This window comes from Streptomyces sp. NPDC055966 (assembly GCF_042269865.1).
Taxonomy (GTDB): Bacteria; Actinomycetota; Actinomycetes; order Streptomycetales; family Streptomycetaceae; genus Streptomyces.
In genome coordinates, this window is record NZ_JBHJYK010000008.1 from 63,973 (window position 1) to 87,765 (window position 23,793).

The window sequence follows — 23,793 nt, forward strand, 5'->3', positions numbered from 1 at the left end:
GGTCGGTGGTCGAGCCATGCCAGATAGTTAGCCGCGAAACCCCCTCCTGTTGGTGCATGCGTGGATCACTCACACCTTGAAACGGATAAACCGTGGCAAGTACTGTCGAGACAGAAGCCAGTGCCGTCAAGCTAGAGGGCCGGTCACCCGGCCGCCTGATGTGGATGCGCTTCAAGCGCGACCGCACGGGTGTCATCTCGGCCTACGTCGTGGGCTTCTTCTTCCTGATCGGCCTGCTCGCCCCGCTGATCTCCAAGGTGTACGGCAAGAATCCGTACACGGTGTACGCGGACGAGCGCCCGGACCTGTTCGACAGCGCCGGTGTGCCGGTCAAGCCCAACGGCGGTATCAGCGGCGACTTCTGGTTCGGACTCGAACCCGGCAACGGCTACGACGTCTTCACCAAGCTGATCTACGGCATCCGCACCTCGCTGACGATCTCGGTGGCCGTCACCCTCGCGGTCGTCGTCACCGCCATCCTGCTCGGGGTCACCGCCGGCTACCTCGGCGGCAGGACCGACTACCTCCTCGGCCGGGTCATCGACTTCCTGCTCGCCTTCCCGGCCCAGCTGTTCTTCATCGCCAGCATGCCGGTCGTCGTCTCCCTGTTCGTCAGCCCCCGCGACCAGACCCCCACCTACGTCCGGGTGATCGCGCTCATCCTCGTCCAGTGGTTCCTGGGCTGGATGGGCCTCGGCCGCATCCTGCGCGGCACCGCACTCGCCCTGCGCGAACGGGAGTTCATCGAGGCGGCCAAGGTCAGCGGCGCCTCGCCGTGGCGGATCATCCGCAGGGAGATCCTGCCGAACATCGTGACCCCGCTGCTGGTGCAGGCGACCTATCTGCTGCCCAACTTCGTGACCGCCGAGGCCGGTCTGTCCTTCCTCGGCGTGGGCATCGTCGAACCGACGCCTGACTGGGGGCAGATGTTCTCCAAGGCGTCCACCCAACTGGTGATGGAGAACGACATCACCTACATGTTCTTCCCCGGCATCTCGATGATCATCTTCGTCGTCGCGTTCAACCTGCTCGGGGACTCGGTCAGAGACGCCTTCGATCCCAAGACCGCGCGCTGACCCCCGTACCGCAACTCCCGTACCGCAATCCGACGGAACGTCAGTTTCACAGATGGGTGGGATCTCGTGATGAGTAGGGGCGGACGCCACGCATACGGCGCACTCTCCGTGCTCGCGGCCGGAGCTCTCGTGCTCACCGGTTGCAGCAAGGGCGGCAGCGACACCGGTACGAACGACAAGAAGGACCAGCAGAACGCCAAGAGCCAGCAGGCGCCCATCAAGTTCGGGAACGCCGCCGACTCCACCGGCCCCGCGGCCCCGGTGCCCGGCGCCAAGTCCGGCGGAGCCATGGAGGTGCTCGCGCGCGACAGCTACGCCCACCTCGACCCGGCCCAGATCTACGTGCAGGACCAGATGGCGATGGCGCAGCTGATCCACAGAGGCCTCACCGGCTACAAGGCGACCAGCGACGACGGCCACCAGCACGAGGTGGTCGGCGACCTCGCCACCGACTCCGGCACCACCACCGACGGCGGCAAGACCTGGAAGTACACGCTCAAGGACGGCATCAAGTTCGCGGACGGCACCCCGATCACCTCCACGGACGTCCGCCAGACCGTCGAGCGTCTCTTCGCGCCCTTCATCACCCAGGGCCCGAGCTACCTCCAGCAGTGGCTCGCGAACACCTCGGGCACCGGCTACCGCAAGCTGCTCCCCGACGGCCCGTACAAGGGCAAGCACCTGCCGGACAGCGTCCTGTCGACGCCCGACGCGAAGACCGTCGTCTTCCACTTCGCCAAGCCGCACCCGGACCTGCCGTACACCCTGGCGATGGCCGGCTACGCCGTCGTCTCCGCCAAGGGCGACACCCAGCAGAAGTACGACAAGAACCCGGTCACCACCGGCCCGTACAAGATCCAGTCGTTCCAGTCCGGCAAGTCGATGGTGCTGGTCAGGAACCCGGACTGGGACCCGAAGACGGACCCGATCCGGCACCAGTACGTGGACCGGTTCAACATCACGTTCAACCAGCAGTACGAGACCTCCACCAAGGCGCTGCTCGCCGACAGCGGGCCCGACCGGACCGGCGTCAGCTTCAGCAACCAGGTCGACGCGGGCAACCTCTCCAAGGTGCTCGGGGACCCGAAGCTCAAGTCCCGCACGGTCTCCGGCTACCAGCCGTACGTCGGCCAGATGAACATCAACATGAGCAAGCCCGAGATGAAGGACATCCGGGTCCGCGAGGCCATCGCCTACGCCCTGCCGATCTCGCCGTTCGTGCGGGCCTACGGCGGCAGCGACGCCATGGAGGTCGCGGGCGGCATCATCTCCCCGACCGTCTCCGGCTACGACGCCTCCTTCGACCCGTTCGGCAAGAAGAAGAACCCCGGCGGCGACCCGGCCAAGGCCAGGAAACTGCTCCAGGACGCCGGCAAGCTCAACATGAAGCTGACCTTCGGCTACATCAACACCAACGAGGGTCAGCAGTACTCCACCGCCATGGCCGCGGGCCTGACCAAGGCCGGATTCAACGTGCAGCGCCAGGAGATCCCGTCCGAGACCTACTACGACCAGGTCTCCAAGCTGAACAACAACTACGACATCTTCCACAGCGCGTGGGGCGCCGACTGGCCGTCCGCCTCCACGGTGATCCCGCCCTCCTTCGACGGCCGGCAGATCGCCGACGGCGCGGCGAACTACTCGCAGGTCAACGACACGCACGTGAACAGCGAGATCGACCGCATCAGCGCGATCACCGACCCGGTCAAGGCCGCGGCCGAGTGGGAGAAGCTCGACAAGTACCTGCTGACCAAGGTGGTCAACGTCGTCCCGACGGGCTACTACAAGCAGGTCCAGATCGCCGGTTCGGGCGTCGGCGGGTTCGTCTACGACGACGTGATCGGCGGCGTCGACCCGCGCCGACTCTTCATCAAGTAACCGTCCCCGTACGGCACTCGGCGCGCTCCCGGTCGGGGTGCGCGCCGGGTGCCGGCCCGGCCGCCGACGTCTGAGAGCTGCCCTGTCATGCTGCGCTTCCTCGTGCGCCGGATCATCGGCGCCGTCGTCATCCTGTTCCTGCTGAGCATCGTCGCGTTCCTGCTCTTCTTCGGGGTGCCCCGGGACCCGGCACTCCTGATGTGCGGCAAGACCTGCAACCCGGACAGCATCGCGAACATCCACCATGTGCTCGGCCTCGACAAGCCCCTCACCGAGCAGTACGGGATCTTCCTGCACAACCTCGTCCTGGGCAGCGGCCAGTTCGCCCAGGGACCGTGCCCCGCCCCCTGCTTCGGCTACTCGTACCACACCGACGAGCAGGTCTGGGGCACGCTGATGGACCGCCTGCCCACCACCGTCTCGCTCACCCTGGGCGCGGCCGCGTGCTTCCTGCTCGTCGGCCTCGGCACCGGACTGCTCGCCGCCTGGCGGCGCGGCACGCTGGTCGACAAGACGGCCACCGCCGGCGCCATGGTCGTCAGCTCGCTCCAGATCTACTTCCTCGGCCCGCTGGCCCTCGCGGTCCTCGTCTACCAGACCCACTGGTTCGACAAGCCGGCCTACACCCCGATCAGCCAGGACCCCGTCAGCTGGTTCAGCGGCCTGGTCATCCCCTGGGTGGTGCTGTCCACGATCTTCGCCGCGCAGTACACCCGTATGGCCCGCTCCTCGATGATCGAACAGCTCCAGGAGGAGCACGTCCGCACCGCCCGCGCCAAGGGCATGTCCCGGGCCTACGTCTTCTTCCGCTACGCCTGGCGCGGCTCGCTCATCCCGATCGTCACCATCTTCGGCATCGACCTCGGCTCGCTGTTCGGCGGCGCCATCATCACCGAGTACACCTTCGGCCTGCCGGGCCTCGGCAACCTCGCCGTGCAGGCCGTCAACTTCAGCGATCTGCCGCTGCTGCTCGGCGTGATGCTCTTCTCGGCCAGCATGATCCTGCTGTTCAACATCATCGTCGACGCCGCGTACGCCTTCATCGACCCGCGCGTGCGGCTGTCCTGAGGCCGAAGGAGAAGCAGACGTCATGAGCAACCCTCTTCTCTCCGTACGGGACCTGCACGTCAGCTTCCGGACCGAGGACGGCGTCGTACGGGCCGTGGACGGGCTCTCCTTCGACCTGGAGCGGGGCAGGACGCTCGGCATCGTGGGGGAGTCCGGCTCGGGCAAGTCGGTGACCAACCTGACCGTCCTCGGGCTGCACAACCCCATGTTCACCACGGTCGAGGGCGAAATCCTGCTCGACGGACGGGAGTTGACCACCGCGCGCGAGTCCGAGCTGGAGAAGCTGCGCGGCAACAAGGTCGCCATGATCTTCCAGGACCCGCTCACCGCGCTCTCCCCGTACTACACCGTCGGCCGGCAGATCGCCGAGCCGTACATGAAGCACAACGGCGCCTCCAAGAAGGCCGCCTGGGAGCGGGCCGTGGAGATGCTCGGCAAGGTCGGCATCCCGAACCCGAAGGAGCGGGCGAAGGACTATCCGCACCAGTTCTCCGGCGGTATGCGCCAGCGCGCGATGATCGCCATGGCGCTGGTCTGCGACCCCGACCTGCTCATCGCCGACGAACCCACGACCGCCCTCGACGTGACCGTGCAGGCGCAGATTCTCGATCTGCTCAAGGACCTGCAACAGGAGTTCGGATCCGGCATCATCTTCATCACCCACGACCTGGGGGTGATCGCCGACATGGCCGACGACATCATGGTGATGTACGCGGGCGGAGCGGTGGAACGGGGCACCACGCACGAGGTGCTGCGCTCGCCCCAGCACCCGTACACCTGGGGCCTGCTGAACTCCATGCCGCGCCTCGACTCCGATCCAGGCGGCCGGCTGTCCCCGATCCCCGGCACGCCGCCCTCGCTGCTCCGCCCGCCGTCCGGCTGCCGCTTCCACCCCCGCTGCACCTTCCAGGACCGGGTGGCGGGCACCGGCCGCTGTGCGGGGGAGCGACCGCTCCTCGCCCCCGACCGGGCAGCGGCCTGCCATCTCACCGCGGACCAGAAGCGGACCATCTTCATCGAGGAGATCAAGCCCCGACTGGGCTAGGTCGTCAGACGTTCCAGGAGGTCACCGGCATGACAGAGGACCTGGTCCTTCCGGCACCGCGCGAACAGGGCGGCGGCACGGACGGGGAGCCGTTGCTGCAGGTCTCGAAGCTGACCAAGTACTTCCCCGTCAAAGGCGGCTTCCCGATCCGCCGGACCATCGGCCACGTCCAGGCCGTGGACGGCATCGACCTGACCGTGCACGCCGGGGAGAGCTTCGGCCTGGTCGGCGAGTCGGGCTGCGGCAAGTCCACCACCGGCCGGGTGATCACCCGGCTGCTGGAGCCGACGTCCGGATCGGTCACCTACCGCGGCCGGGACATCAGCCACGCCGGCCGCAGGGAACTGGCGCCGATCCGCTCCGAGATCCAGATGATCTTCCAGGACCCGTACTCGTCGCTGAACCCCCGGCAGACGGTCGGCAAGATCATCTCCGGCCCCATGGAGATCAACGGCATCCGGCCGGAGGGCGGCCGGGAGAACCGGGTCCGTGAACTCCTGGAGATCGTCGGTCTCAACCCCGAGCACTACAACCGCTTCCCGCACGAGTTCTCCGGCGGCCAGCGCCAGCGCATCGGCGTGGCCCGCGCGCTGGCCCTGGAGCCGAAGCTGATCGTCGCCGACGAGCCGGTCTCGGCCCTGGACGTCTCGATCCAGGCTCAGGTGGTGAACCTGCTCCAGAAGGTCCAGAACGAGCTCGGCATCGCCTTCCTCTTCATCGCCCACGACCTCGCGATCGTCCGGCACTTCTCGCAGCGCGTCGCCGTGATGTACCTCGGGAAGATCATCGAGGTGGGCGACCGCGAGTCCATCTACGTCCGTCCCCGCCACCCCTACACCCACGCCCTGCTGTCCGCCGTACCCGAGGTGAACCTCACGGACGACGACAGCGCGGGCCGCGAGCGCATCCGGCTGGCTGGTGACGTCCCCTCCCCGATCGCCCCGCCCTCGGGCTGCCGCTTCCGCACCCGCTGCTGGAAGGCACAGGACAGGTGCGCGTCGGAGGAGCCACCGCTGGTCCGGCTCTCCGGGAACCACGAGGGCCATCTGACGGCCTGCCACTTCCCGGAGGAGCCGACGATCGAGGCGCGGGACGAGGACATCATCCTGGACCCGGCACTGGCGGCGCTGGAGGAGCGGCCGGGCGAGCCGGGCGCCTGAGGCGCTTCTGCGGGCAGCCGGGCTAGCGCGCCCTTTCGGCCACGGTGATGATCTCGGGGCCGGTGGCGGTGAGCGGCCCGCGCTGCCAGTCACCGTACTGCGCCACGACGCTCAGCCCGGCCTCGCCGAGGACGTCCCGCAGGGCGTGGTCGTCGAGGAACCGCAGGACGCCGTGGCTGACCCGGGGCGCGGGCCAGCCGTCGCCCTCGTACGTCTCGGTGAACCGCACCCGCCCGCGGTGCAGCCCGTCGCCCTGGACCTCGTGCCACATCCGCACCGGCGTGCCGTCGGCCGCCGTGACCTCGTGCACCCGCTCCGGGGTCCACCGTTCCCAGGCCCGGGCGGCCGGATTACGGGTCTCGAACACGAACCGCCCGCCGGGCCCGAGAGCCTCCCGCACGGCGTGCAGCAGGCGGCGGATCTCCTCGTCCCCGGTCAGCTCCTGGAAGGCGTGTCCGGTCATGACGACGAGGTCGAACTCGCCGTCCCAGCTTCGCACTCGGGTGTCCCCGAGCACCCACTCGACGCCGTCCGGCCGGGCTCTGCGCGCCTGGACGAGCATGGCGGCGGCCGGATCGAGTCCCGTCAGCCGCCCCGGATGCCCCTCGGCCCGGGCCCGCCGCAGCAGGCGCCCGGTCCCGCATCCGATGTCCAGCACCGCGCGGGCCTCCCGCACCAGACCGAGGTAGAAGTCGTCACCCGGCCCCCAGGGGTTGAGGCTGTCGTAGAGCGCGGCGAGCGAGAGATCGGCGAACGAATGATCTACCACCGCGGCAGTGTGACACACGAAACTGAACGGTGTGTCAGGTTCCGGTGGAGTTCTTGAACCTCTCTCAACTTTGGTGCTTCAAGGCGTTGATGAAGGTGGTGAAGGTGGCGGGTGGGAGGGCGAGGGCGGCTCGGGCGTGGCCTGAGTCGGAGCGTGGTCGTGGGGCCGCTCGCTTCAGAGAGCGGCCCGGAAGGGCGGTGGGCCTGGCCGGTGCCGGGCCCTGGAGCCGGCTGTGCAGGGCTGTCGGCTGGAGGGAGGGGGCCGCATTCGTTCCAGGAAGGGGCGTGGACGACGGGGGCCGAAGGGGGAGAGGGGCGGCCAACGCCGAAGGCCCGCGCCTGGGCGGGCGCGGGCCTTCGGGTGGGGCCTGTTCGGGTCAGGCTGCCGTCTCGGCGTCCTTGACGAGGTCGGCCTTGGCCGGGCGGGGGGCAGGGGCCGTCTCCTGCGTCTCCGGGTAGTGGCAGGCCGTGAGGTGGCCAGGCTTGTTGCCGTCCACTTGCACCAGCGGCGGTGCCTCCGTCGCGCACTTCTCCGTCGCCTTCCAGCAGCGGGTGCGGAAGCGGCAGCCGGAGGGCGGGTTGATCGGGGAGGGCACGTCACCGACCAGGCGGATGCGCTCGCGCGGCTCCGCGTCCACCGTCGCCTCGGGCACGGCGGAGAGCAGGGCCCGGGTGTACGGGTGACGGGGGTTGTCGTACAGGTCCGCGCGGTCGGCGATCTCGACGATCTTGCCCAGGTACATCACCGCGACGCGCTGCGAGAAGTGCCGGACGATCGCGAGGTCGTGGGCGATGAAGACGAACGCGATGCCCAGTTCCTTCTGGACCTTCTGGAGCAGGTTGACGACCTGGGCCTGGATCGAGACGTCCAGGGCCGAGACCGGCTCGTCGGCGACGATCAGCTTCGGCTCCAGGGCCAGCGCCCGGGCCACGCCGATGCGCTGGCGCTGGCCGCCGGAGAACTCGTGCGGGAAGCGGTTGTAGTGCTCGGGGTTGAGACCGACGATCTCCAGGAGTTCACGGACCCGGTTCTCCCGGCCGCCCTCCGGCCGGATGCCGTTGATCTCCATGGGGCCGGAGATGATCTTGCCGACCGTCTGCCGGGGGTTCAGCGAGGCGTACGGGTCCTGGAAGATCATCTGGATCTCGGAGCGGATCGGCGCCAGCTGCTTGCGGCCCGCGTGCGTGATGTCCTGCCCGCGGTATGTGATCTTGCCGCCGGTCGGTTCGAGGAGGCGGGTGATCAGCCGGCCCGTGGTCGACTTGCCGCAGCCCGACTCGCCGACGAGGCCCAGGCTCTCGCCCTCGGCCACCTGGAAGTCCAGGCCGTCGACCGCCTGCACCGCGCCGACCGTACGGCGGACGGGGAAGCCGCCCTTGATCGGGAAGTGCTTCGTGAGCCCGGAGACGTCCAGGAGGGGGTTCGTGTTGCTCATGGTCGTGAAGTCCCGTCTGGTGTCCGTCAGTTGTGCCGGGTTCCGGCGAAGTCGGCGAAGAGGTCCTGCTTCTGCTCCGCGGTGAGGTGGCAGGCGGAGCCTCGGCCCTCGGCCACCTCCAGCGTCGGGCGCTCGGTGGAGCACCGGCCGTCCGACACCTTCTCGGCGAACGCGCAGCGCGGGTGGAAGCGGCAGCCGGACGGCGGGTTGAGCAGCGAGGGCGGGGAGCCGGGGATGGGGGAGAGCGGCACGTCGACCGGTCCCTCCAGGCTCGGCATCGAGTTCAGCAGACCCAGGGTGTAGGGGTGGTCCGGGGCGCTCAGCACCTGCTTCTTGGTGCCGCGCTCCACGCACCGGCCGCCGTACATCACCAGCACGTCGTCCGCGATGTCGGCGATGACGCCGAGGTCGTGGGTGATGAAGATGATGGCGGTGCCGAACTCCTGCTGGAGGTCCTTGAGCAGGTCCATGATCTGGGCCTGGACCGTCACGTCGAGGGCCGTGGTCGGCTCGTCGGCGATCAGCAGCTCGGGGTCGCAGACCAGCGCCATGGCGATCATCGCGCGCTGGCGCATACCGCCGGAGAACTGGTGCGGGTAGTCGTCCACGCGCGTGTCGGGCTGGGGGATGCCGACCCGGCGCAGCATCTCGATCGCCCGCGCCCGGGCCTCCTTCTTGGAGGCGCCGGTGTGCTTGCGGTACGTCTCGGCGATCTGCGCGCCGATGGTGTGGTAAGGCGAGAGCGAGGCCAGCGCGTCCTGGAAGATCATGGACATCTTGTTGCCGCGCAGCTTTTCCAGCTCGGACTCGGTGGCGCTGATCAGCTCCTTGCCGTCGAGCACGATCTCGCCGTCCATCGTGGTGTTCCGCGGGTCGTGCAGACCCAGGATCGCCATGTTGGTGACGGACTTGCCGGAGCCGGACTCGCCGACGATGCCGAGCGTCTTGCCCTTCTCCAGGTCGAACGACAGCCCGTCGACGGCCTTGACGACGCCGTCCTCGGTGGAGAAGTGGACCTTCAGGTCGCGCAGGGAGAGGAAGGGGGTGCTCATGGTCTCTCCTTAAGCGAGGCGCACGCGCGGGTCGATGAGGGCGTACACGGAGTCGACGATGATGTTGAAGACGACGATCGCCGCGGCGGCGACCAGGACGACTCCGAGCAGCATCGGCAGGTCGCTGGTGTTGACCGCCTTCACCGACAGCGCACCGATGCCCTGGAGGCTGAAGGTCGACTCGGTGATGATCGCGCCGCCGAGCAGCGTGCCGAGGTCGAGACCGAAGATGGTGACGATCGGGCCCATCGCGCCGCGCCAGGCGAAGCGGAAGAACACCGTACGGCGCGAGAGGCCCTTGGCGCGGGCGGTGCGGACGTAGTCCTCGCTGAGCGACTCGACCATCTGGGAGCGGGTCATACGGGTGTAGTTGGCGGTGAAGATCAGCGACAGCACCAGCCACGGCACCAGCAGGCCCTCGAACCACTGGCCGGGATTCTGGGTGAACGGCGTGTAGTTGGCCCGCACCAGCAGGTGCCACTGGTCCACGAGGAGGTAGGTGGCGAAGACGCCGACGACGTAGATCTGCATCGACGACGCGATCAGCGAGGCCGAGCTGGCGATCTTGTCGAGGGCCTTGCCCTGCTTCACCGCGGCCAGCATGCCGGTGCCGACACCGAAGATCACGAAGACCACGGCGCTGCCGATGGCCAGGGAGATGGTGGTCGGGAAGCGGTCCAGGATGGTGCCCATGACCGGCTCGCGGTTCTGGAACGAGTAGCCGAGGCACGGCGCGTTGCAGTGCCCGAAGGAGGCGTAGTCACGCCCCGTGAACACGCCCTTGAGCCAGTCCCAGTACTGCACGGGGAGCGAATGATCGATCCCCAGGTTCTTCTTCACCAGGGCCAGGGTCTCGGGGGTGCAGACCTTGCCGCACGCGATGCGGGCGGGGTCACGCGGAGCGGCGTAGAACAGGACGAACACCAGGGCGCTGATGATCAGCAGGATCACAGCGGCGCCGAGGGTCCGGCGGATGAGGAAGCGGAGCATGGCAGTTGGGTTTTCCTGACGGGATGCCGTAGGGGGTGAGACGGCGGGGCGGCGTCGTGGCCGCCCCGCCGGGGGTGGAACGTCAGGCCTTCACGAAGGTCTTGTACAGCAGGGTCGCCGAGAAGTTCGGGTCGTACTGCGCGCCGCCGACCTTCGAGCCGTACAGGTAGTAACGGCGCTGGAACGTCTCCGGGATGATCGGCGCGACCTCCTGCATGATCCGCTTGTCCAGCGCGGCCCAGGCCTTGCCCGCCTCCTGCTGGTCGGCGATCACCGCGTTCTTCTTGATCCCGTCGTTGATCCAGCTGATGTTGGTCTGCGAGATGTTGTTCTGGCCGTTGCCGATGGCACCGCCGTCGAACAGCGGCTGGATCACGGTGTAGGCGGTCGGCCAGTCCGGGGACCAGCCGAACCACATCACGTCGTAGCTGTTGTTGATCTGCTGGATCTGGTCGTAGTACGTGGTGTTGTCGACCGCCTTGATGACCGGCGTGAAGCCGGCCGCCTTCAGCGCGTTCTCGATGACGACCTTGGTCTTGTCGTAGGTCGGGTCCTTCGGGTACGCGTAGACGACCTTCATGCCCAGCTTGCCGGCCTCCTTCAGGAGCGCCTTGGCCTTGTCCGGGTCGCCCTGCGGCTTGGTGTCCTTGCCGTAGAGGTCGTACTTCGTGTAGCCGATGAGGTCCGGGCTCATGATCGTGGTCGCGAGGTCGCCGGCGGACGGGCCGCCGTAGATCTGGCGGATCTGCTGCAGCGGCCAGGCGTAGTTCAGGGCCTGGCGGACCTTCAGGTCGGTGACGCGCTTGGTGTTGATCGCGTAGTAGTAGACGCCCGGGGTGAGGCCGTTGAAGCTGCGGGCCTTCAGCTGCGGGTCGGTGAGCACCTTCTGGATGCGCTCGGCCGGGACGCCCTTGTAGATCGACACGGCGAACTGGTCGTTGCCCTGGTCCGCGATGAAGCGGTCGGTGGAGTCGAGCGACTCGATGCCGAAGGTGAACTCGAAGCCGTCCGGGTAGGCGTTGCGGATCGAGTCGGTCGCCGGGTCCCAGTTCGAGTTGCGGATCAGGACCATCGACTTGTCGGTCGTGTGGGCCTTGATCTTGTACGGACCCGAGGAGGCCGGCTGCTTGTCGTACTTCTCCTTGGTGTCCAGCTTCACGGACGTGGCGGCGTACGAGTGCATCGCCAGCGTGAAGTTGAAGTCCGGCTTGGGCTCGGCCAGCTTGAAGGTGATCGTCCGCTTCGTCTTGTCGGTGACGATCGAGTCGAGGTGCTTGCCCTTGTACGGGCCCTCGTACGCGTCACGCCACTTGGCGCTGCTGCCGGTCAGCGCGGCCTGGACGTAGGTGGCGCCCTCGGTGATGAACGGGGCCCACAGACGCTCGATGCCGTGACGGACGTCGTCGACGGTCAGCTCGCTGCCGTCCTCCCACTTCAGACCGTCCTTCAGCGTGAAGGTCCAGGTCTTGTTGTCGGCGGAGGCGGTGCCGGTGTCGGTGGCGAGGTCGCCGACGAGCTTCTGGTGGCCCGTGGAGTCGATCTTGTAGCCGGTCAGGCAGCGGTGCAGGAGCAGCGCGGCCGTGGAGTTGTACGCGAAGTAGATGCGCTGCGGGTCGAGGTGCGAGAAGTCCTGCGGCGCCAGGCCGTAGATCGTGCCGCCCTTCTTCGCGCCGGGGATCTCCGGGGCCGGGCCGGTCGAGTCGGCCTTGGTGCCGATGGTGACCTTGGCGCCGGTGTACGAGGTGGCGCCGTCGGTCGGGGTGTTGCCGGTGCCGCCCCCGCCGCCGCTGCTGCACGCGGACAGCAGCGTCGAGCCCGCGGCCGCGACAGAGGTGGCGATGACAAAGTTTCTGCGGGAGAGAGACATGGCTGACCCGTTTTCTTAGTGGATGACAAGAGGTGCTTGACCCCGGCCGGGCCCCGTCGCCCGGTCGGGGTGGAACTCAGCGCTTGGTCTTCGGGTCCAGTGCGTCGCGGACCGAGTCGCCGAGAAGGTTGAAGGCGACGACGAAGATCACCATGGACACACCCGGGAAGAGCATGAAGGTGATGTCGTCCTGGTAGACCTTGGCGCCGTTCTGGATCATCACGCCCCAGTCGGGCGTCGGGTCGGAGAGCCCGACGCCGAGGAACGCGAGACCTGCTTCAGCGGTGACGTAGGTCGGGAGGAGCAGCGTTGCCTGGATGAGGATCGGGGTCCACAGGTTGGGCAGCAGTTCCTTGAAGATGATGCGGGCCGGGGAGGCGCCGGTGACCTTGGCCGCCTCGACGAACTCGCGCTCGCGCAGGGCGAGTACCTCGCCGCGCAGCAGTCGCGCGATGGAGGCCCAGCCGAAGGCCGTCATCACCGTGATGAGGCTGACGACGGTCAGCCAGGTCGGCGTGTTCTCCTCGGACGAGACGAAGATCGCGATGACCACGGGCCAGAAGGCGATGAAGAACAGGGTCTGCGGGAACGCCAGCAGGATGTCGATGATCCGGCCGACGAAGTAGTCCGTCTTGCCGCCCAGGTAGCCGGCGGTGATGCCGATGACGACGCCGAGCACGGTGGTCAGCAGCGCGGCGGCGGTGGCGATCATCAGCGAGTTGCGGATGCCGTAGAGCAGGAACGTGAACACGTCCCGGCCGAGCTGCGGCTCGATGCCGAACCAGAAGTCGGAGCTGATGCCGCCGTTGGGCTTGACCGGGTAGTTGAACTGGTTGAACAGGCCCGGGATGTTCATGCCGTACGTCGTGTACGGGTCCTTCCCGTACAGCTTGGCGATCAGCGGCGCGCCGACGCCCACGACGAAGAAGAAGATCACCACAAAGGCGGATATGACGCCCGTCCGGTCCCGCCTGAAGCGGATCCAGGCCAGGCGCCCCGGGGAGCGGCTCTCGGAGCCCTTGGGGTCGCCGGGCTTCGCCGATGCGGCGCTGTCTTCGTCGGTCACCTCGAGTGGGGCGGCCGGGGAAGGGGATGCGGGGGTGGTCATGATGCTCCGTGCCTTGTGGGTCAAGGCTCCGCAGGGCGCTCCCTACGGGCTACGCCGGACTTTTTCAACGCAATTCATTCAAGGTCAATAAATTCTCGGTCGCCTTGGTTGCGTCTTTACCTTATTTACTCTGCCTTGACCATTCCGTAGCTACGCGGGTAGTGCACTGCAATCAATCCGTGCTTCACATCGGACCAACTAGGCAAATCGGTCAATGAGTTCGATATGCGGACGGTGGTGTGTCGACATGCGTACATCGACCCGTCGCAATCCAACGTTTCGGCATCGTTACGCGAAGATCCGTTGCGCTCCTCCCGCAAGATCGTCCGACCGTCCGCGGACGGGTGCCTGCATTCGGCTGACGTGTCCCCCTAAAGGCCCCTCAATCCGGCGGCGCGCATGCGGAATGCTCGCAATCAGCCGATATTGACCGGTACCGGGTTGTTGATCGTGGAGGAGGCGGCCATGGGTGGAATCGCGCTCGCGCGATGGGCCGCCGGAGCGGGGGTCCTGGCGCTCGTCGCGACGGCCTGCGGGGGCGGCGCCGGCGGCAGCGTCGGCACCGCCGTGCTCAGCTCCTCCTGGGGCGACCCGCAGAACCCGCTGGAGCCGGCCAACACCAACGAGGTGCAGGGCGGCAAGGTCCTCGACATGATCTTCCGCGGGCTGAAGAGGTACGACCCGAGGACCGCCCGGGCGGAGAACTGGGTCGCGCGGTCCATCGACACCACGGACTCGCAGAACTTCACCGTCCGGCTGAAGGACTGGCGCTTCTCCAACGGCGAGAAGGTGACCGCCCGCTCCTTCGTGGACGCCTGGAACTACGGGGCGAGCCTGCGGAACAACCAGAAGAACGCCTACTTCTTCGGCTACATCGACGGGTACGACAAGGTCCACCCCGAGAGCGGCACCCAGAGCGCCGGCACCCTGTCCGGGCTCAGGGTCGTCGACGACCACACCTTCACCGTCCGGCTGAACCAGAAGTTCTCCGGCTTCCCCGACACCCTCGGCTACGCCGCCTTCGCCCCGCTGCCCCGCGCCTTCTTCACGCACCACGCGGCCTGGCTCGACAAGCCGGTCGGCAACGGCCCGTACACCATCGAGTCCTACACGAAGGGCTCGCAGATGACCCTGAGGAAGTGGGACGCCTACCCCGGCCCCGACAGGGCCCGCAACGGCGGCGTGACCCTGCGGGTCTACACGGACAACAACACCGCCTACACCGACCTGATGGCCGGCAACCTCGACCTCGTCGACGACATCCCGGCCGCCCAACTGAAGAACGTCAGGAGCGACCTGGGCAACCGCTACATCAACACGCCCGCCGGCATCATCCAGACGATCGCCTTCCCCTACTACGAACCCGGCTGGAACAGGCCGGGCTCGGAGAAGGTACGCACCGGACTCTCCATGGCCATCGACCGGAAACAGATCACGCGGACCATCTTCCGTGGCACCCGCACCCCGGCCACCGACTGGACCTCCCCCGTCCTCGGCCTGGCCGGCGGCTACAGGCCCGGCCTGTGCGGCAGCGCCTGCGGCTACCGCCCCGCCGAGGCCAGAAAGCTGATCAAAGAGGGCGGCGGGATCCCCGGCGGCCAGGTCAGGATCACGTACAACGCGGACACCGGTTCGCACAGACAGTGGGTGGACGCCGTGTGCAACTCCATCAACAACGCCCTCGGCAACGGCAAGGCCTGCGTCGGCAACCCCGTCGGCACCTTCGCCGACTACCGCAACCAGATCGGGCAGCACAAGATGACCGGCCCCTTCCGCTCGGGCTGGCAGATGGACTACCCCCTCATCCAGGACTTCCTCCAGCCGCTCTACTACACCGACGCCTCCTCCAACGACGGCAAGTGGTCGAACCAGGACTTCGACCGGCTCATCGACCGGGCCAACGCCGAGACGGACCGGCCCAGGGCCATCGCCGACTTCCAGCAGGCCGAGGAGGTCGTCCGCGACCACATGGCCGCCATCCCGCTCTGGTACCAGAACGGCAGCGGCGGATACTCCGAGCGGCTGTCCGACGTGGCACTCAATCCGTTCAGCGTCCCCGTCTACTACGCGATCAAGGTCAGCTGAGCCGGCATGGGGCGCTACGTGGTCAGGCGGCTGCTGCAGATGGTCCCGGTGTTCATCGGCTCCACGCTGCTGATCTTCCTCATGGTGAACGTGATGGGCGACCCCGTCGCGGGCCTGTGCGGCGAGCGGGCCTGCGACCCGGGCACCGCCGCCCAGCTGCGCCGCGAGTTCGGCCTGGACAAGCCCGTCTGGCAGCAGTACGCGACCTACATGGGGAACGTCTTCACCGGCGACTTCGGTACGGCGTTCAACGGGCAGAAGGTCACCGAGCTGATGTCGACGGCGTTCCCCGTCACCGTCCGGCTGACGATCGTCGCCGTCGTCTGCGAGATCGTCATCGGCATCACGCTCGGCGTCGTGACCGGCCTGCGCCGCGGCCGACCCGTCGACACGGGCGTCCTCCTCGGCACCCTGGTGGTGATCTCCGTCCCCACCTTCGTCACCGGCCTGCTGCTCCAGCTGCTCCTCGGCGTCCAGTGGGGCTGGATCAAACCGTCCGTCTCGCCGGCCGCCCCGATCGACGAGCTGATCGTGCCGGGCCTCGTCCTCGCCTCGGTCTCCCTCGCCTACGTCACCCGGCTCACCCGCACCTCGATCGCCGAGAACAAACGGTCCGACTACGTCCGCACGGCCGTCGCCAAGGGCCTGCCCCGCCACCGCGTCGTCGTACGGCACCTGCTGCGCAACTCGCTCATCCCCGTGGTCACGTTCATCGGCACCGACGTCGGCGCGCTGATGGGCGGCGCGATCGTCACCGAGCGCATCTTCAACATCCACGGCGTCGGCTACCAGCTGTACCAGGGCATCCTGCGCCAGAACACCCAGACGGTCGTCGGCTTCGTGACGGTCCTCGTCCTGGTCTTCCTGGTCGCCAACCTCGTCGTCGACCTCCTGTACGCCGTACTCGACCCGAGGATCCGCTATGCCTGAGCAGCCGTACGAGCCCGAGCGCGCGATCGCCGGGACCGGCATGGGCGGTGCCATGGACCTCGCGGCGAGCGAGGCGACGACCCTGGAACCGACGCCGACCGGCCCGGCGCCTGCCGGCCCGGTCGGCAAGCCGCGCTCCCTCTGGTCCGACGCCTGGCGCGACCTGCGCCGCAACCCGGTCTTCCTGCTCTCCGCCCTGGTCATCGTCTTCCTGGTCCTCGTCTCCCTGTGGCCCTCGGCGATCGCCTCCGGCTCCCCCCTGACCTGCGACCTGGCCAGGGCCCAGGACGGCTCGGGACCGGGCGCGCCCTTCGGGTACGACGGACAGGGCTGCAACGTCTACACCCGCACCGTCTACGGCGCCCGTACGTCCGTCACGGTCGGCGTGCTGGCCACGCTCGGGGTGTCCGTCCTCGGCTCCGTCCTGGGGGGCCTCGCGGGCTACTTCGGCGGCGTGTGGGACGCGATCCTGTCCCGGATCACCGACATCTTCTTCGCCATCCCGGTCGTCCTCGGCGGTCTCGTCCTCCTCTCCGTGGTGACCAGCAATACGGTCTGGCCGGTCATCGGGTTCATGGTGCTGCTCGGCTGGCCGCAGATCTCCCGCATCGCGCGCGGCTCGGTCATCACCGCCAAGCAGCACGACTACGTCCAGGCCGCCCGCGCCCTCGGCGCCTCGGACACCCGCATCCTGCTGCGCCACATCGCCCCCAACGCGGTGGCCCCGGTGATCGTGGTCGCCACCATCGCCCTCGGCACGTACATCGCCCTGGAGGCGACCCTGTCCTACCTCGGCGTGGGGCTGAAACCCCCCAGCGTCTCCTGGGGCATCGACATCTCCGCCTCCTCCCCCTACATCCGCAACGCCCCCCACGCCCTCCTGTGGCCCTCGGGCGCACTGGCCGTCACGGTGCTGGCGTTCATCATGCTCGGCGACGCGGTCCGCGACGCTCTCGATCCGAAGTTGAGGTGAGGGGTGTGCTTCTTGACGTGCGGGAGTGGCGTGGAGGTTCGGGTCCAGGGCGGTGCCGGTCCGGGCCGGTGGCGTGGAGTGGGCGGGGGTGGGCGGGGCACGCCCTCCTGTGGCCCTCGGGGGCACTGGCCGTCACGGTGCTGGCGTTCATCATGCTCGGCGACGCGGTCCGCGACGCTCTCGACCCGAAGCTGAGGTGATCGTGCCGTGCTGCTCGAAGTGCGGGACCTGCACGTGGAGTTCCGGACCCGGGACGGGGTCGCCAGGGCGGTCAACGGGGTGTCGTACGCCGTGGACGCGGGCGAGACGCTGGCCGTGCTCGGGGAGTCCGGGTCGGGCAAGTCGGTGACGGCGCAGGCCGTGATGGGGATCCTCGACATGCCGCCCGGCAGGATCACCGGCGGACAGATCCTCTTCCAGGGACAGGATCTGCTGAGGCTGAAGGAAGAGGAGCGGCGGAAGATCAGGGGCGCCGACATGGCCATGATCTTCCAGGACGCCCTGTCGGCCCTCAACCCCGTCGTCTGCGTGGGCGATCAGCTCGGCGAGATGTTCGTCGTGCACCGGGGCATGTCGAAGAAGGACGCGCGGGCCAGGGCCGTCGAGCTGATGGAGCGGGTGCGGATCCCGGGGGCCGCGCAGCGGGTGCGGGACTATCCCCATCAGTTCTCCGGCGGCATGCGCCAGCGCATCATGATCGCCATGGCGCTTGCCCTGGAGCCCGCGCTGGTCATCGCCGACGAGCCCACCACCGCCCTCGACGTCACCGTGCAGGCCCAGGTCATGGACCTGCTCGCGGAGCTGCAGCGCGAGTACCGCATGGGGCTCATCCTCATCACCCATGATCTCGGCGTCGTCGCCGACGTCGCCGACCGCATCGCCGTGATGTACGCGGGCCGCATCGTCGAGTCCGCGCCCGTCCTCGACCTGTACAAGGCCCCCGCCCACCCCTACACCCGGGGCCTGCTGGACTCCATCCCGCGCCTGGACCAGAAGGGCCAGGAACTGTACGCCATCAAGGGCCTGCCGCCGAACCTGACGAGCATCCCGCCCGGCTGCGCCTTCCACCCCCGCTGCCCGATGGCCCAGGACGTCTGCCGTACGGACGAACCGGCCCTGTACGCGGTGTCCCCGGCCCGGGGCAGCGCCTGCCACTTCTGGAGGGAGTGCCTGCATGGCCCCGAGCAGTGAGCCGATCCTCCAGGTCAGCGGGCTCGTCAAGCACTACCCGCTCACCCGGGGCGTCCTCTTCAGGAAGCAGATCGGCGCGATCAGGGCCGTCGACGGCGTCGACTTCACCCTCGGCAGGGGCGAAACCCTCGGCATCGTCGGCGAGTCCGGCTGCGGCAAGTCCACGGTCGCCAAGCTGCTGTGCAACCTGGAACGCCCGACGGCCGGGTCGATCCGGTTCAAGGGCGAGGACATCACCCGGCTGTCCGGCCGCGCCCTGAAGGCCGTACGCCGCAACATCCAGATGGTCTTCCAGGACCCGTACACCTCCCTCAACCCCCGCATGACCGTCGGCGACATCGTCGGGGAGCCGTACGACATCCACCCCGAGGCGGCCCCGAAGGGCGAGCGCCGCCGCCGGGTCCAGGAACTGCTGGACGTCGTCGGCCTCAACCCGGAGTACGTCAACCGCTATCCGCACCAGTTCTCCGGCGGCCAGCGCCAGCGCATCGGCATCGCCCGGGGGCTGGCGCTGCGCCCGGAGGTCATCGTCGCCGACGAACCCGTCTCCGCCCTCGACGTCTCGGTCCAGGCCCAGGTGATCAACCTGCTCGACCGGCTCCAGTCCGAGTTCGACCTCTCCTACGTCTTCATCGCCCACGACCTGTCGATCGTGCGGCACATCTCGGACCGGGTCGGGGTCATGTACCTGGGCCGGATCGTGGAGACCGGCCGGGACACCGAGATCTACGACCATCCCACACACCCCTACACCCAGGCGCTCCTGTCGGCGGTCCCCGTCCCCGACCCCGAGGCCCGCGACCGGCGCGAGCGGATCATCCTCACCGGTGACGTGCCCTCGCCGGCGAACATCCCCTCCGGCTGCCGCTTCCGCACCCGCTGCTGGAAGGCCCGGGAGCGGTGCGTGGTGGAGGTCCCGGCGCTGGCGGTCCCGGAGGTCTTCCGGGGCGGCACGGGTCCGGCGGCCCACGACTCCGCCTGCCACTTCGCGGAGGAGCTCCAGGTGGTCCCGGCGGAGGGCGCCGCCGGGGAGAACGGCAGCGGGCCGGGATGACATGGCGCATCCCGGCCCGCTTACGGCACCCGCACGGCCGTACGCTGTTCAGGATCCAGCGTCCGTATATCGGTACGGCTTCTGTGAAGTTGCCTGCGTGTTAACGCGGTTGAGGGGTGTTTGCGGCGCTATGCCATGCCCAGCGACCGCTTGAGGAAGTCCAGCTGGAGCCGGAGCAGGTTCTCGGCGACCGTCTCCTGCGGGGTCATGTGCGTCACCCCGGACAGCGGCAGGACCTCGTGCGCACGGCCGGCGGCCAGCAGGGCGGAGGACAGCCGCAGGGAGTGGGCGACCACCACGTTGTCGTCCGCCAGACCGTGGATGATCATCATCGGGCGGTGCGGTTCGGCCGGGTCGACCAGGCCCGCGTCGTCCACCAGCGAGTTGCGCCGGTAGACCTCGGGCCGCTCGCCCGGGTCGCCGAGGTAGCGCTCCTGGTAGTGGGTGTCGTACAGCCGGAGGTCGGTGACCGGCGCTCCGACGACCGCCGCGTGGAAGACGTCCGGGCGGCGCAGCGCCGCGAGCGCCGCGAGATAGCCGCCGAAGGACCAGCCCCGGATCGCCACCCGGCCGAGGTCCAGCGGGAACCGCTCGGCGAGCGCGTGCAGCGCGGCGACCTGGTCCTCCAGCACGACGGCCGCGAGGTCGTCCCGGACCGACTTCTCCCAGCCCGGCGAACGCCCCGGGGTGCCGCGCCCGTCGGCGACGATCACCGCGAAGCCCTGGTCGGCGAACCACTGCGAGGTGAGGTGGGCGTTGTGCGCGGCGACCACCCGCTGGCCGTGCGGTCCGCCGTAGGGGTCCAGCAGGACCGGCAGGGGCGTGTCCCCGGAGTAGTCCCGGGGCATAAGCACGGCGCACGGAATTCGGCGTGCGCCCCCCTCGACCAGGGTCACCCGAGGGGACAGACCGGGATCTTCGGCATATGACCGGACAGTGGCCACCGTCTTTCCGTCACGCAGCACCTGCACCCGGGCGCCGGGCCGGTCCAGGCTCGTGGACACGAGCACCGTCACATCGCCCGCACGCGTCGCCGTGTGCACACCGGGCTCCTGGGACACACGCTCCACACCCAGTTCGTTCACGCGGTACACATGAACTTCGCCAATTTCCCCGGCATGTGCCTCGTGGCCGGTCGAGGCGGAAACCAGCACGTCGCTCTCGCCCACGTCCAGCACCGCCCGGATGTGCAACTGACCGCTGGTCAGGGGACGTTCGCCGACCGCGAGCGCCCGGGTGCCCCCCTCGTCCACGATGCGGACGAGCTGCCCTGAGGGGCTCCAGCAGGGCACGCCAGGGAAAAGTTCCAGCCAAATCGGATCTTCGTCGGCGTGCACCATCCGCGTGGCCCCGGTGTCCGGATCCACGGCCAGGAACAGCTGGCTCCGCTGGTCCCGCGCCTGCACCAGCAACAGCGGCGCACCCGCCGCTGACCAGTGCACACGCGCGAGATACGGATAGCGCTCCCGGTCCCAGCCGACCTCCGTGCGCTCCCCGTCGAGGCCGAGCACGAACAGCCGCACGTCCGCGTTCGGGGTGCCGGCGGCCGGGTAGGCCACGTTAACTGGCTCACGCTCCGGGTGGGCCGGATCCGCGATCCACCACCGCTTCACCGGCGTGTCGTCCACGCGCGCCACGAGCAGCCGGCGCCCGTCCGGCGCCCACCAGAAGCCCCGCGAACGCCCCATCTCCTCCGCCGCGATGAACTCGGCGAGGCCGTAGGCGATGTGCTCCGACTCCGGTTCCGCGAGGGCCCGGTCCTGCTCCCCGTCCGCGCCCACGACCCGCAGCGCACCCCGCGCGACGTACGCGACGTGCCGGCCGTCGGGGGCGGGACGCGGGTCGATCACCGGTCCCGGGACCCGGAGTTCACGCGTGGTGCCGGCCCGCAGCTCGGCCGTGAAAAGCCGCCCTGACAAGGCGAAAGACGCCAGCTCCACGGCCGTGTCGGTGGCGTAGCCGACGATCCCGGCACCGCCCTCCCGGCTGCGCTCGCGGCGCGCCCGCTCCTGCGCGGACAGCTCCTCGGAGGCGCCGGCGAGGAGGGTGCGCGGATCGGCGGCCGGCCGCTCGGCGCCGTCCGGAAGATCGAGAACCCAAAGGGAGTTGGCCCGGTCGTCGCCGGAGCCGGAGCGGAGGAACGCGACACGCGAACCGTCGGGCGACACGGTGAACGAACGCGGCGCGCCGAGCGTGAACCGCTGTGTCCGGGCGTGCCGTCGGGGGAAGGAGTCAGCCTCGGTCGTCATGCCTCGACCATATTGGCCATGCGCCCCCTTGTGCGGCCGTGCGCCGAGCGATGCGCGAGCACGCATAGTTATGATCACTACCGCTGTGTGGGTATGAACCCGCTGGCGTCCGTGTGGACTTGGTCAACTGATCCGGATCTGGCGATCTTTGGAGGTGAGCCGCCGTGGCACTCTCGATTTCGGCGGTGGTGCTGCTGGCGATCATCGTCTTCCTGCTGATCAAGAAGTCGGGGTTGAAGGGCGGGCACGCGCTCGTCTGCATGCTGCTCGGCTTCTACCTCGCCTCCTCGACCATCGCACCCACGATCAGCCAGCTGACGACGAACGTCGCGAGCATGATCGGCAGCATCAAGTTCTGAGGGGCCGGGAGGTCACCGCCGACGGCCTGCCGCGCCGACGGCCTGCCGCGCTGCAAGAGCGCCGCAGCCTCGTAGGGTGGACCCCATGACGGAACTGCCCGACCGGCGTCTTCTCCTGGTGCACGCGCATCCGGACGACGAGTCGATCAACAACGGCGCGACCATGGCCCGGTACGCGGCCGAGGGGGTCCATGTGACCCTGGTCACCTGCACCCTCGGAGAGCGCGGCGAGGTCATTCCGCCCGAGCTGCGGCATCTGACCGGTGCCGCGCTGGGCCTGCACCGGCGTGGCGAGCTGGCCGACGCCGTGCGTGCGCTCGGGGTGAGCGACGCCCGGCTGCTCGGCGGCGCGGGGCGGTACGGGGACTCCGGGATGATGGGCATCGCGGACAACGAGGACCCGGGGTGCTTCTGGCAGGCCGGTGTCGACGAGGCCGCCGGGCGGCTTGCCGAGGTGATCCTCGACGTCCGGCCCCAGGTGCTCGTGACGTACGACGACAACGGCGGATACGGCCACCCGGACCACATCCAGGCCCACCGGGTCGCCATGCGCGCCGCCGAGCTGGCGGACGAGCGCGGGCACCGGATCGCGAAGGTCTACTGGAACCGCGTCCCGCGCTCCGTCGCCGAGGCCGCCTTCGAGCGGCTCCAGGAGGAGCTGTCCGCACTGCCGTTCGACAAGAGCGCGTCCCTGGCCGACGTGCCGGGTGTCGTGGACGACGGGCGGATCACCACCGCCGTCGACGGCGCGCCGTACGCCGCCGCCAAGGCCGCCGCGATGCGCGCCCACGTCACCCAGATCGAGGTGGCCGAGCCGTACTTCGCGCTCTCCAACGAGCTGGCCCAGCCGCTGTTCACCACCGAGTACTACGAGCTGGTGCGCGGCACGGCCGAGCCCGGGGAGAGCGACCTGTTCGCGGGCGTCGAGGGGGCGGGGACATGAGCAACTCGGGACAGGGACCGATGCTCGCCCAGCCGCTGCAACGGCCCTCCGCCGGACGCGTCGCCGCCTACGCCGGCCTCTTCCTGCTCGGTGCGGTCGTCGGTCTCGCCGGGACCCTGGTGCAGGCCGGCTGGTTCCCCGGCGGGCTGCTGCTCGCGCTCGTCGGCTCGGCCGGGCTGTTCCTCGGCGGTGCGTACGCCACCGGCGGGCGCGGCGGGGCCGTGGCACCGGTGGCCGGCTGGATCATCGCCGTCATCCTGCTCACCACCTCGCGCCCCGAGGGCGACTTCCTGTTCAGTGCCGGGGGGTCGTCCTATCTCTTCCTGCTGGGTGGCATGGTGGTCGCTGTGATCTGCGCCACCATCGGCGCGGGGCGGCAACCTGGCGGCGGCCCCGCCCGACTTGGGAAGTGACGTACCACTTCGCCGTACCACGCACGTGCGAGTCCGGTGTGGGTTTCCTCAGCGGTCATGGGATAAGCGCCAGAAGTGGCCAGTATGGTGGTGCGCGCCGCCGAGCCGCCCGCGAGGTCGTAACGGGCGGCGGAGCCAACTGGGAGAA

The 23,793-nt window shown here is 68.8% G+C and carries 20 protein-coding genes and 1 pseudogene; 14 read left to right on the forward strand and 7 right to left on the reverse strand.

What is annotated here, in order from left to right; genetic code table 11:
* Nucleotides 1-92 precede the first annotated feature (92 nt).
* From ACFC8N_RS18500 to ACFC8N_RS18520, 5 genes are all read left to right on the forward strand, one after another.
* On the forward strand, nt 93-1,076 hold the full coding sequence (locus ACFC8N_RS18500; RefSeq protein ID WP_376288811.1) for an ABC transporter permease: 984 nt from the start codon (nt 93-95) through the stop codon (nt 1,074-1,076).
* 69 nt (nt 1,077-1,145) lie between these two features.
* Entirely contained in the window at nt 1,146-2,954 is a 1,809-nt protein-coding gene (locus ACFC8N_RS18505; protein WP_356026515.1) for an ABC transporter substrate-binding protein, read from the forward strand.
* 87 nt (nt 2,955-3,041) lie between these two features.
* Nucleotides 3,042-4,022, forward strand: a complete 981-nt coding sequence (locus ACFC8N_RS18510; protein ID WP_356026517.1) for an ABC transporter permease — start codon at nt 3,042-3,044, stop codon at nt 4,020-4,022.
* A 22-nt stretch (nt 4,023-4,044) separates the two neighbouring features.
* A complete protein-coding gene (locus tag ACFC8N_RS18515; protein WP_356026519.1) occupies nt 4,045-5,067 on the forward strand; it encodes an ABC transporter ATP-binding protein in 1,023 nt (340 codons plus the stop codon).
* Nucleotides 5,068-5,096: 29 nt separating this feature from the next.
* The gene (locus ACFC8N_RS18520) at nt 5,097-6,227 is read left to right on the forward strand and encodes an ABC transporter ATP-binding protein (protein WP_376288812.1); all 1,131 of its coding nucleotides are present in this window, start codon (nt 5,097-5,099) and stop codon (nt 6,225-6,227) included.
* 22 nt (nt 6,228-6,249) lie between these two features.
* Here ACFC8N_RS18520 and ACFC8N_RS18525 read toward each other — a convergent pair whose 3' ends face one another.
* The 6 genes from ACFC8N_RS18525 to ACFC8N_RS18550 all read right to left on the reverse strand — a co-directional run bounded on the left by ACFC8N_RS18525 (nt 6,250) and on the right by ACFC8N_RS18550 (nt 13,448).
* Nucleotides 6,250-6,996 carry a class I SAM-dependent methyltransferase gene (locus ACFC8N_RS18525; protein ID WP_356026523.1) on the reverse strand — a complete coding sequence of 249 codons (747 nt, stop codon included), beginning with the start codon at nt 6,994-6,996 and terminating at the stop codon, nt 6,250-6,252.
* 376 nt (nt 6,997-7,372) lie between these two features.
* Nucleotides 7,373-8,431, reverse strand: coding sequence for a dipeptide ABC transporter ATP-binding protein (locus ACFC8N_RS18530; protein ID WP_356026525.1), 1,059 nt, complete (start codon nt 8,429-8,431; stop codon nt 7,373-7,375).
* Between the two features lie 26 nt (nt 8,432-8,457).
* Entirely contained in the window at nt 8,458-9,483 is a 1,026-nt protein-coding gene (locus ACFC8N_RS18535; RefSeq protein ID WP_356026527.1) for an ABC transporter ATP-binding protein, read from the reverse strand.
* Nucleotides 9,484-9,492: 9 nt separating this feature from the next.
* Nucleotides 9,493-10,473 carry an ABC transporter permease subunit gene (locus tag ACFC8N_RS18540; protein ID WP_356026529.1) on the reverse strand — a complete coding sequence of 327 codons (981 nt, stop codon included), beginning with the start codon at nt 10,471-10,473 and terminating at the stop codon, nt 9,493-9,495.
* A gap of 82 nt (nt 10,474-10,555) precedes the next feature.
* A complete protein-coding gene (locus ACFC8N_RS18545; RefSeq protein WP_376288813.1) occupies nt 10,556-12,340 on the reverse strand; it encodes an ABC transporter substrate-binding protein in 1,785 nt (594 codons plus the stop codon).
* A 76-nt stretch (nt 12,341-12,416) separates the two neighbouring features.
* Nucleotides 12,417-13,448, reverse strand: coding sequence for an ABC transporter permease (locus ACFC8N_RS18550; protein WP_356026533.1), 1,032 nt, complete (start codon nt 13,446-13,448; stop codon nt 12,417-12,419).
* A gap of 465 nt (nt 13,449-13,913) precedes the next feature.
* Between ACFC8N_RS18550 and ACFC8N_RS18555 the strand changes: the two genes are divergently transcribed.
* The 6 genes and pseudogenes from ACFC8N_RS18555 to ACFC8N_RS18580 all read left to right on the forward strand — a co-directional run bounded on the left by ACFC8N_RS18555 (nt 13,914) and on the right by ACFC8N_RS18580 (nt 19,681).
* Entirely contained in the window at nt 13,914-15,533 is a 1,620-nt protein-coding gene (locus ACFC8N_RS18555) for an ABC transporter substrate-binding protein (protein ID WP_376288814.1), read from the forward strand.
* A 6-nt stretch (nt 15,534-15,539) separates the two neighbouring features.
* On the forward strand, nt 15,540-16,463 hold the full coding sequence (locus tag ACFC8N_RS18560; protein ID WP_356026537.1) for an ABC transporter permease: 924 nt from the start codon (nt 15,540-15,542) through the stop codon (nt 16,461-16,463).
* Nucleotides 16,456-17,436, forward strand: a complete 981-nt coding sequence (locus ACFC8N_RS18565; protein WP_356026539.1) for an ABC transporter permease — start codon at nt 16,456-16,458, stop codon at nt 17,434-17,436. Before ACFC8N_RS18560 ends, ACFC8N_RS18565 begins: the two co-directional genes overlap by 8 nt.
* 98 nt (nt 17,437-17,534) lie before the next feature.
* A pseudogene (locus ACFC8N_RS18570) lies at nt 17,535-17,636 on the forward strand (ABC transporter permease); the annotation flags it as partial.
* A 7-nt stretch (nt 17,637-17,643) separates the two neighbouring features.
* Nucleotides 17,644-18,627, forward strand: coding sequence for an ABC transporter ATP-binding protein (locus ACFC8N_RS18575; RefSeq protein WP_356026541.1), 984 nt, complete (start codon nt 17,644-17,646; stop codon nt 18,625-18,627).
* On the forward strand, nt 18,611-19,681 hold the full coding sequence (locus ACFC8N_RS18580) for a dipeptide ABC transporter ATP-binding protein (RefSeq protein WP_356026543.1): 1,071 nt from the start codon (nt 18,611-18,613) through the stop codon (nt 19,679-19,681). Before ACFC8N_RS18575 ends, ACFC8N_RS18580 begins: the two co-directional genes overlap by 17 nt.
* Before the next feature lie 128 nt (nt 19,682-19,809).
* On the opposite strand, the gene ACFC8N_RS18585 is transcribed toward ACFC8N_RS18580, so the two are convergent.
* Nucleotides 19,810-21,930 (reverse strand): alpha/beta fold hydrolase, encoded by a 2,121-nt coding sequence (locus tag ACFC8N_RS18585; protein WP_376288815.1) that lies wholly within the window; start codon nt 21,928-21,930, stop codon nt 19,810-19,812.
* A gap of 164 nt (nt 21,931-22,094) precedes the next feature.
* Between ACFC8N_RS18585 and ACFC8N_RS18590 the strand changes: the two genes are divergently transcribed.
* The 3 genes from ACFC8N_RS18590 (at nt 22,095) to ACFC8N_RS18600 (ending at nt 23,645) form a co-directional block, all read left to right on the forward strand.
* A complete protein-coding gene (locus ACFC8N_RS18590; RefSeq protein ID WP_356026547.1) occupies nt 22,095-22,289 on the forward strand; it encodes a hypothetical protein in 195 nt (64 codons plus the stop codon).
* Nucleotides 22,290-22,374: 85 nt separating this feature from the next.
* Nucleotides 22,375-23,232 (forward strand): N-acetyl-1-D-myo-inositol-2-amino-2-deoxy-alpha-D-glucopyranoside deacetylase, encoded by an 858-nt coding sequence (gene mshB / locus ACFC8N_RS18595; protein WP_376288816.1) that lies wholly within the window; start codon nt 22,375-22,377, stop codon nt 23,230-23,232.
* Nucleotides 23,229-23,645, forward strand: a complete 417-nt coding sequence (locus tag ACFC8N_RS18600) for a DUF6113 family protein (RefSeq protein WP_356026551.1) — start codon at nt 23,229-23,231, stop codon at nt 23,643-23,645. The genes mshB and ACFC8N_RS18600 overlap by 4 nt, the downstream gene beginning before the upstream one ends.
* Nucleotides 23,646-23,793: the final 148 nt, after the last annotated feature.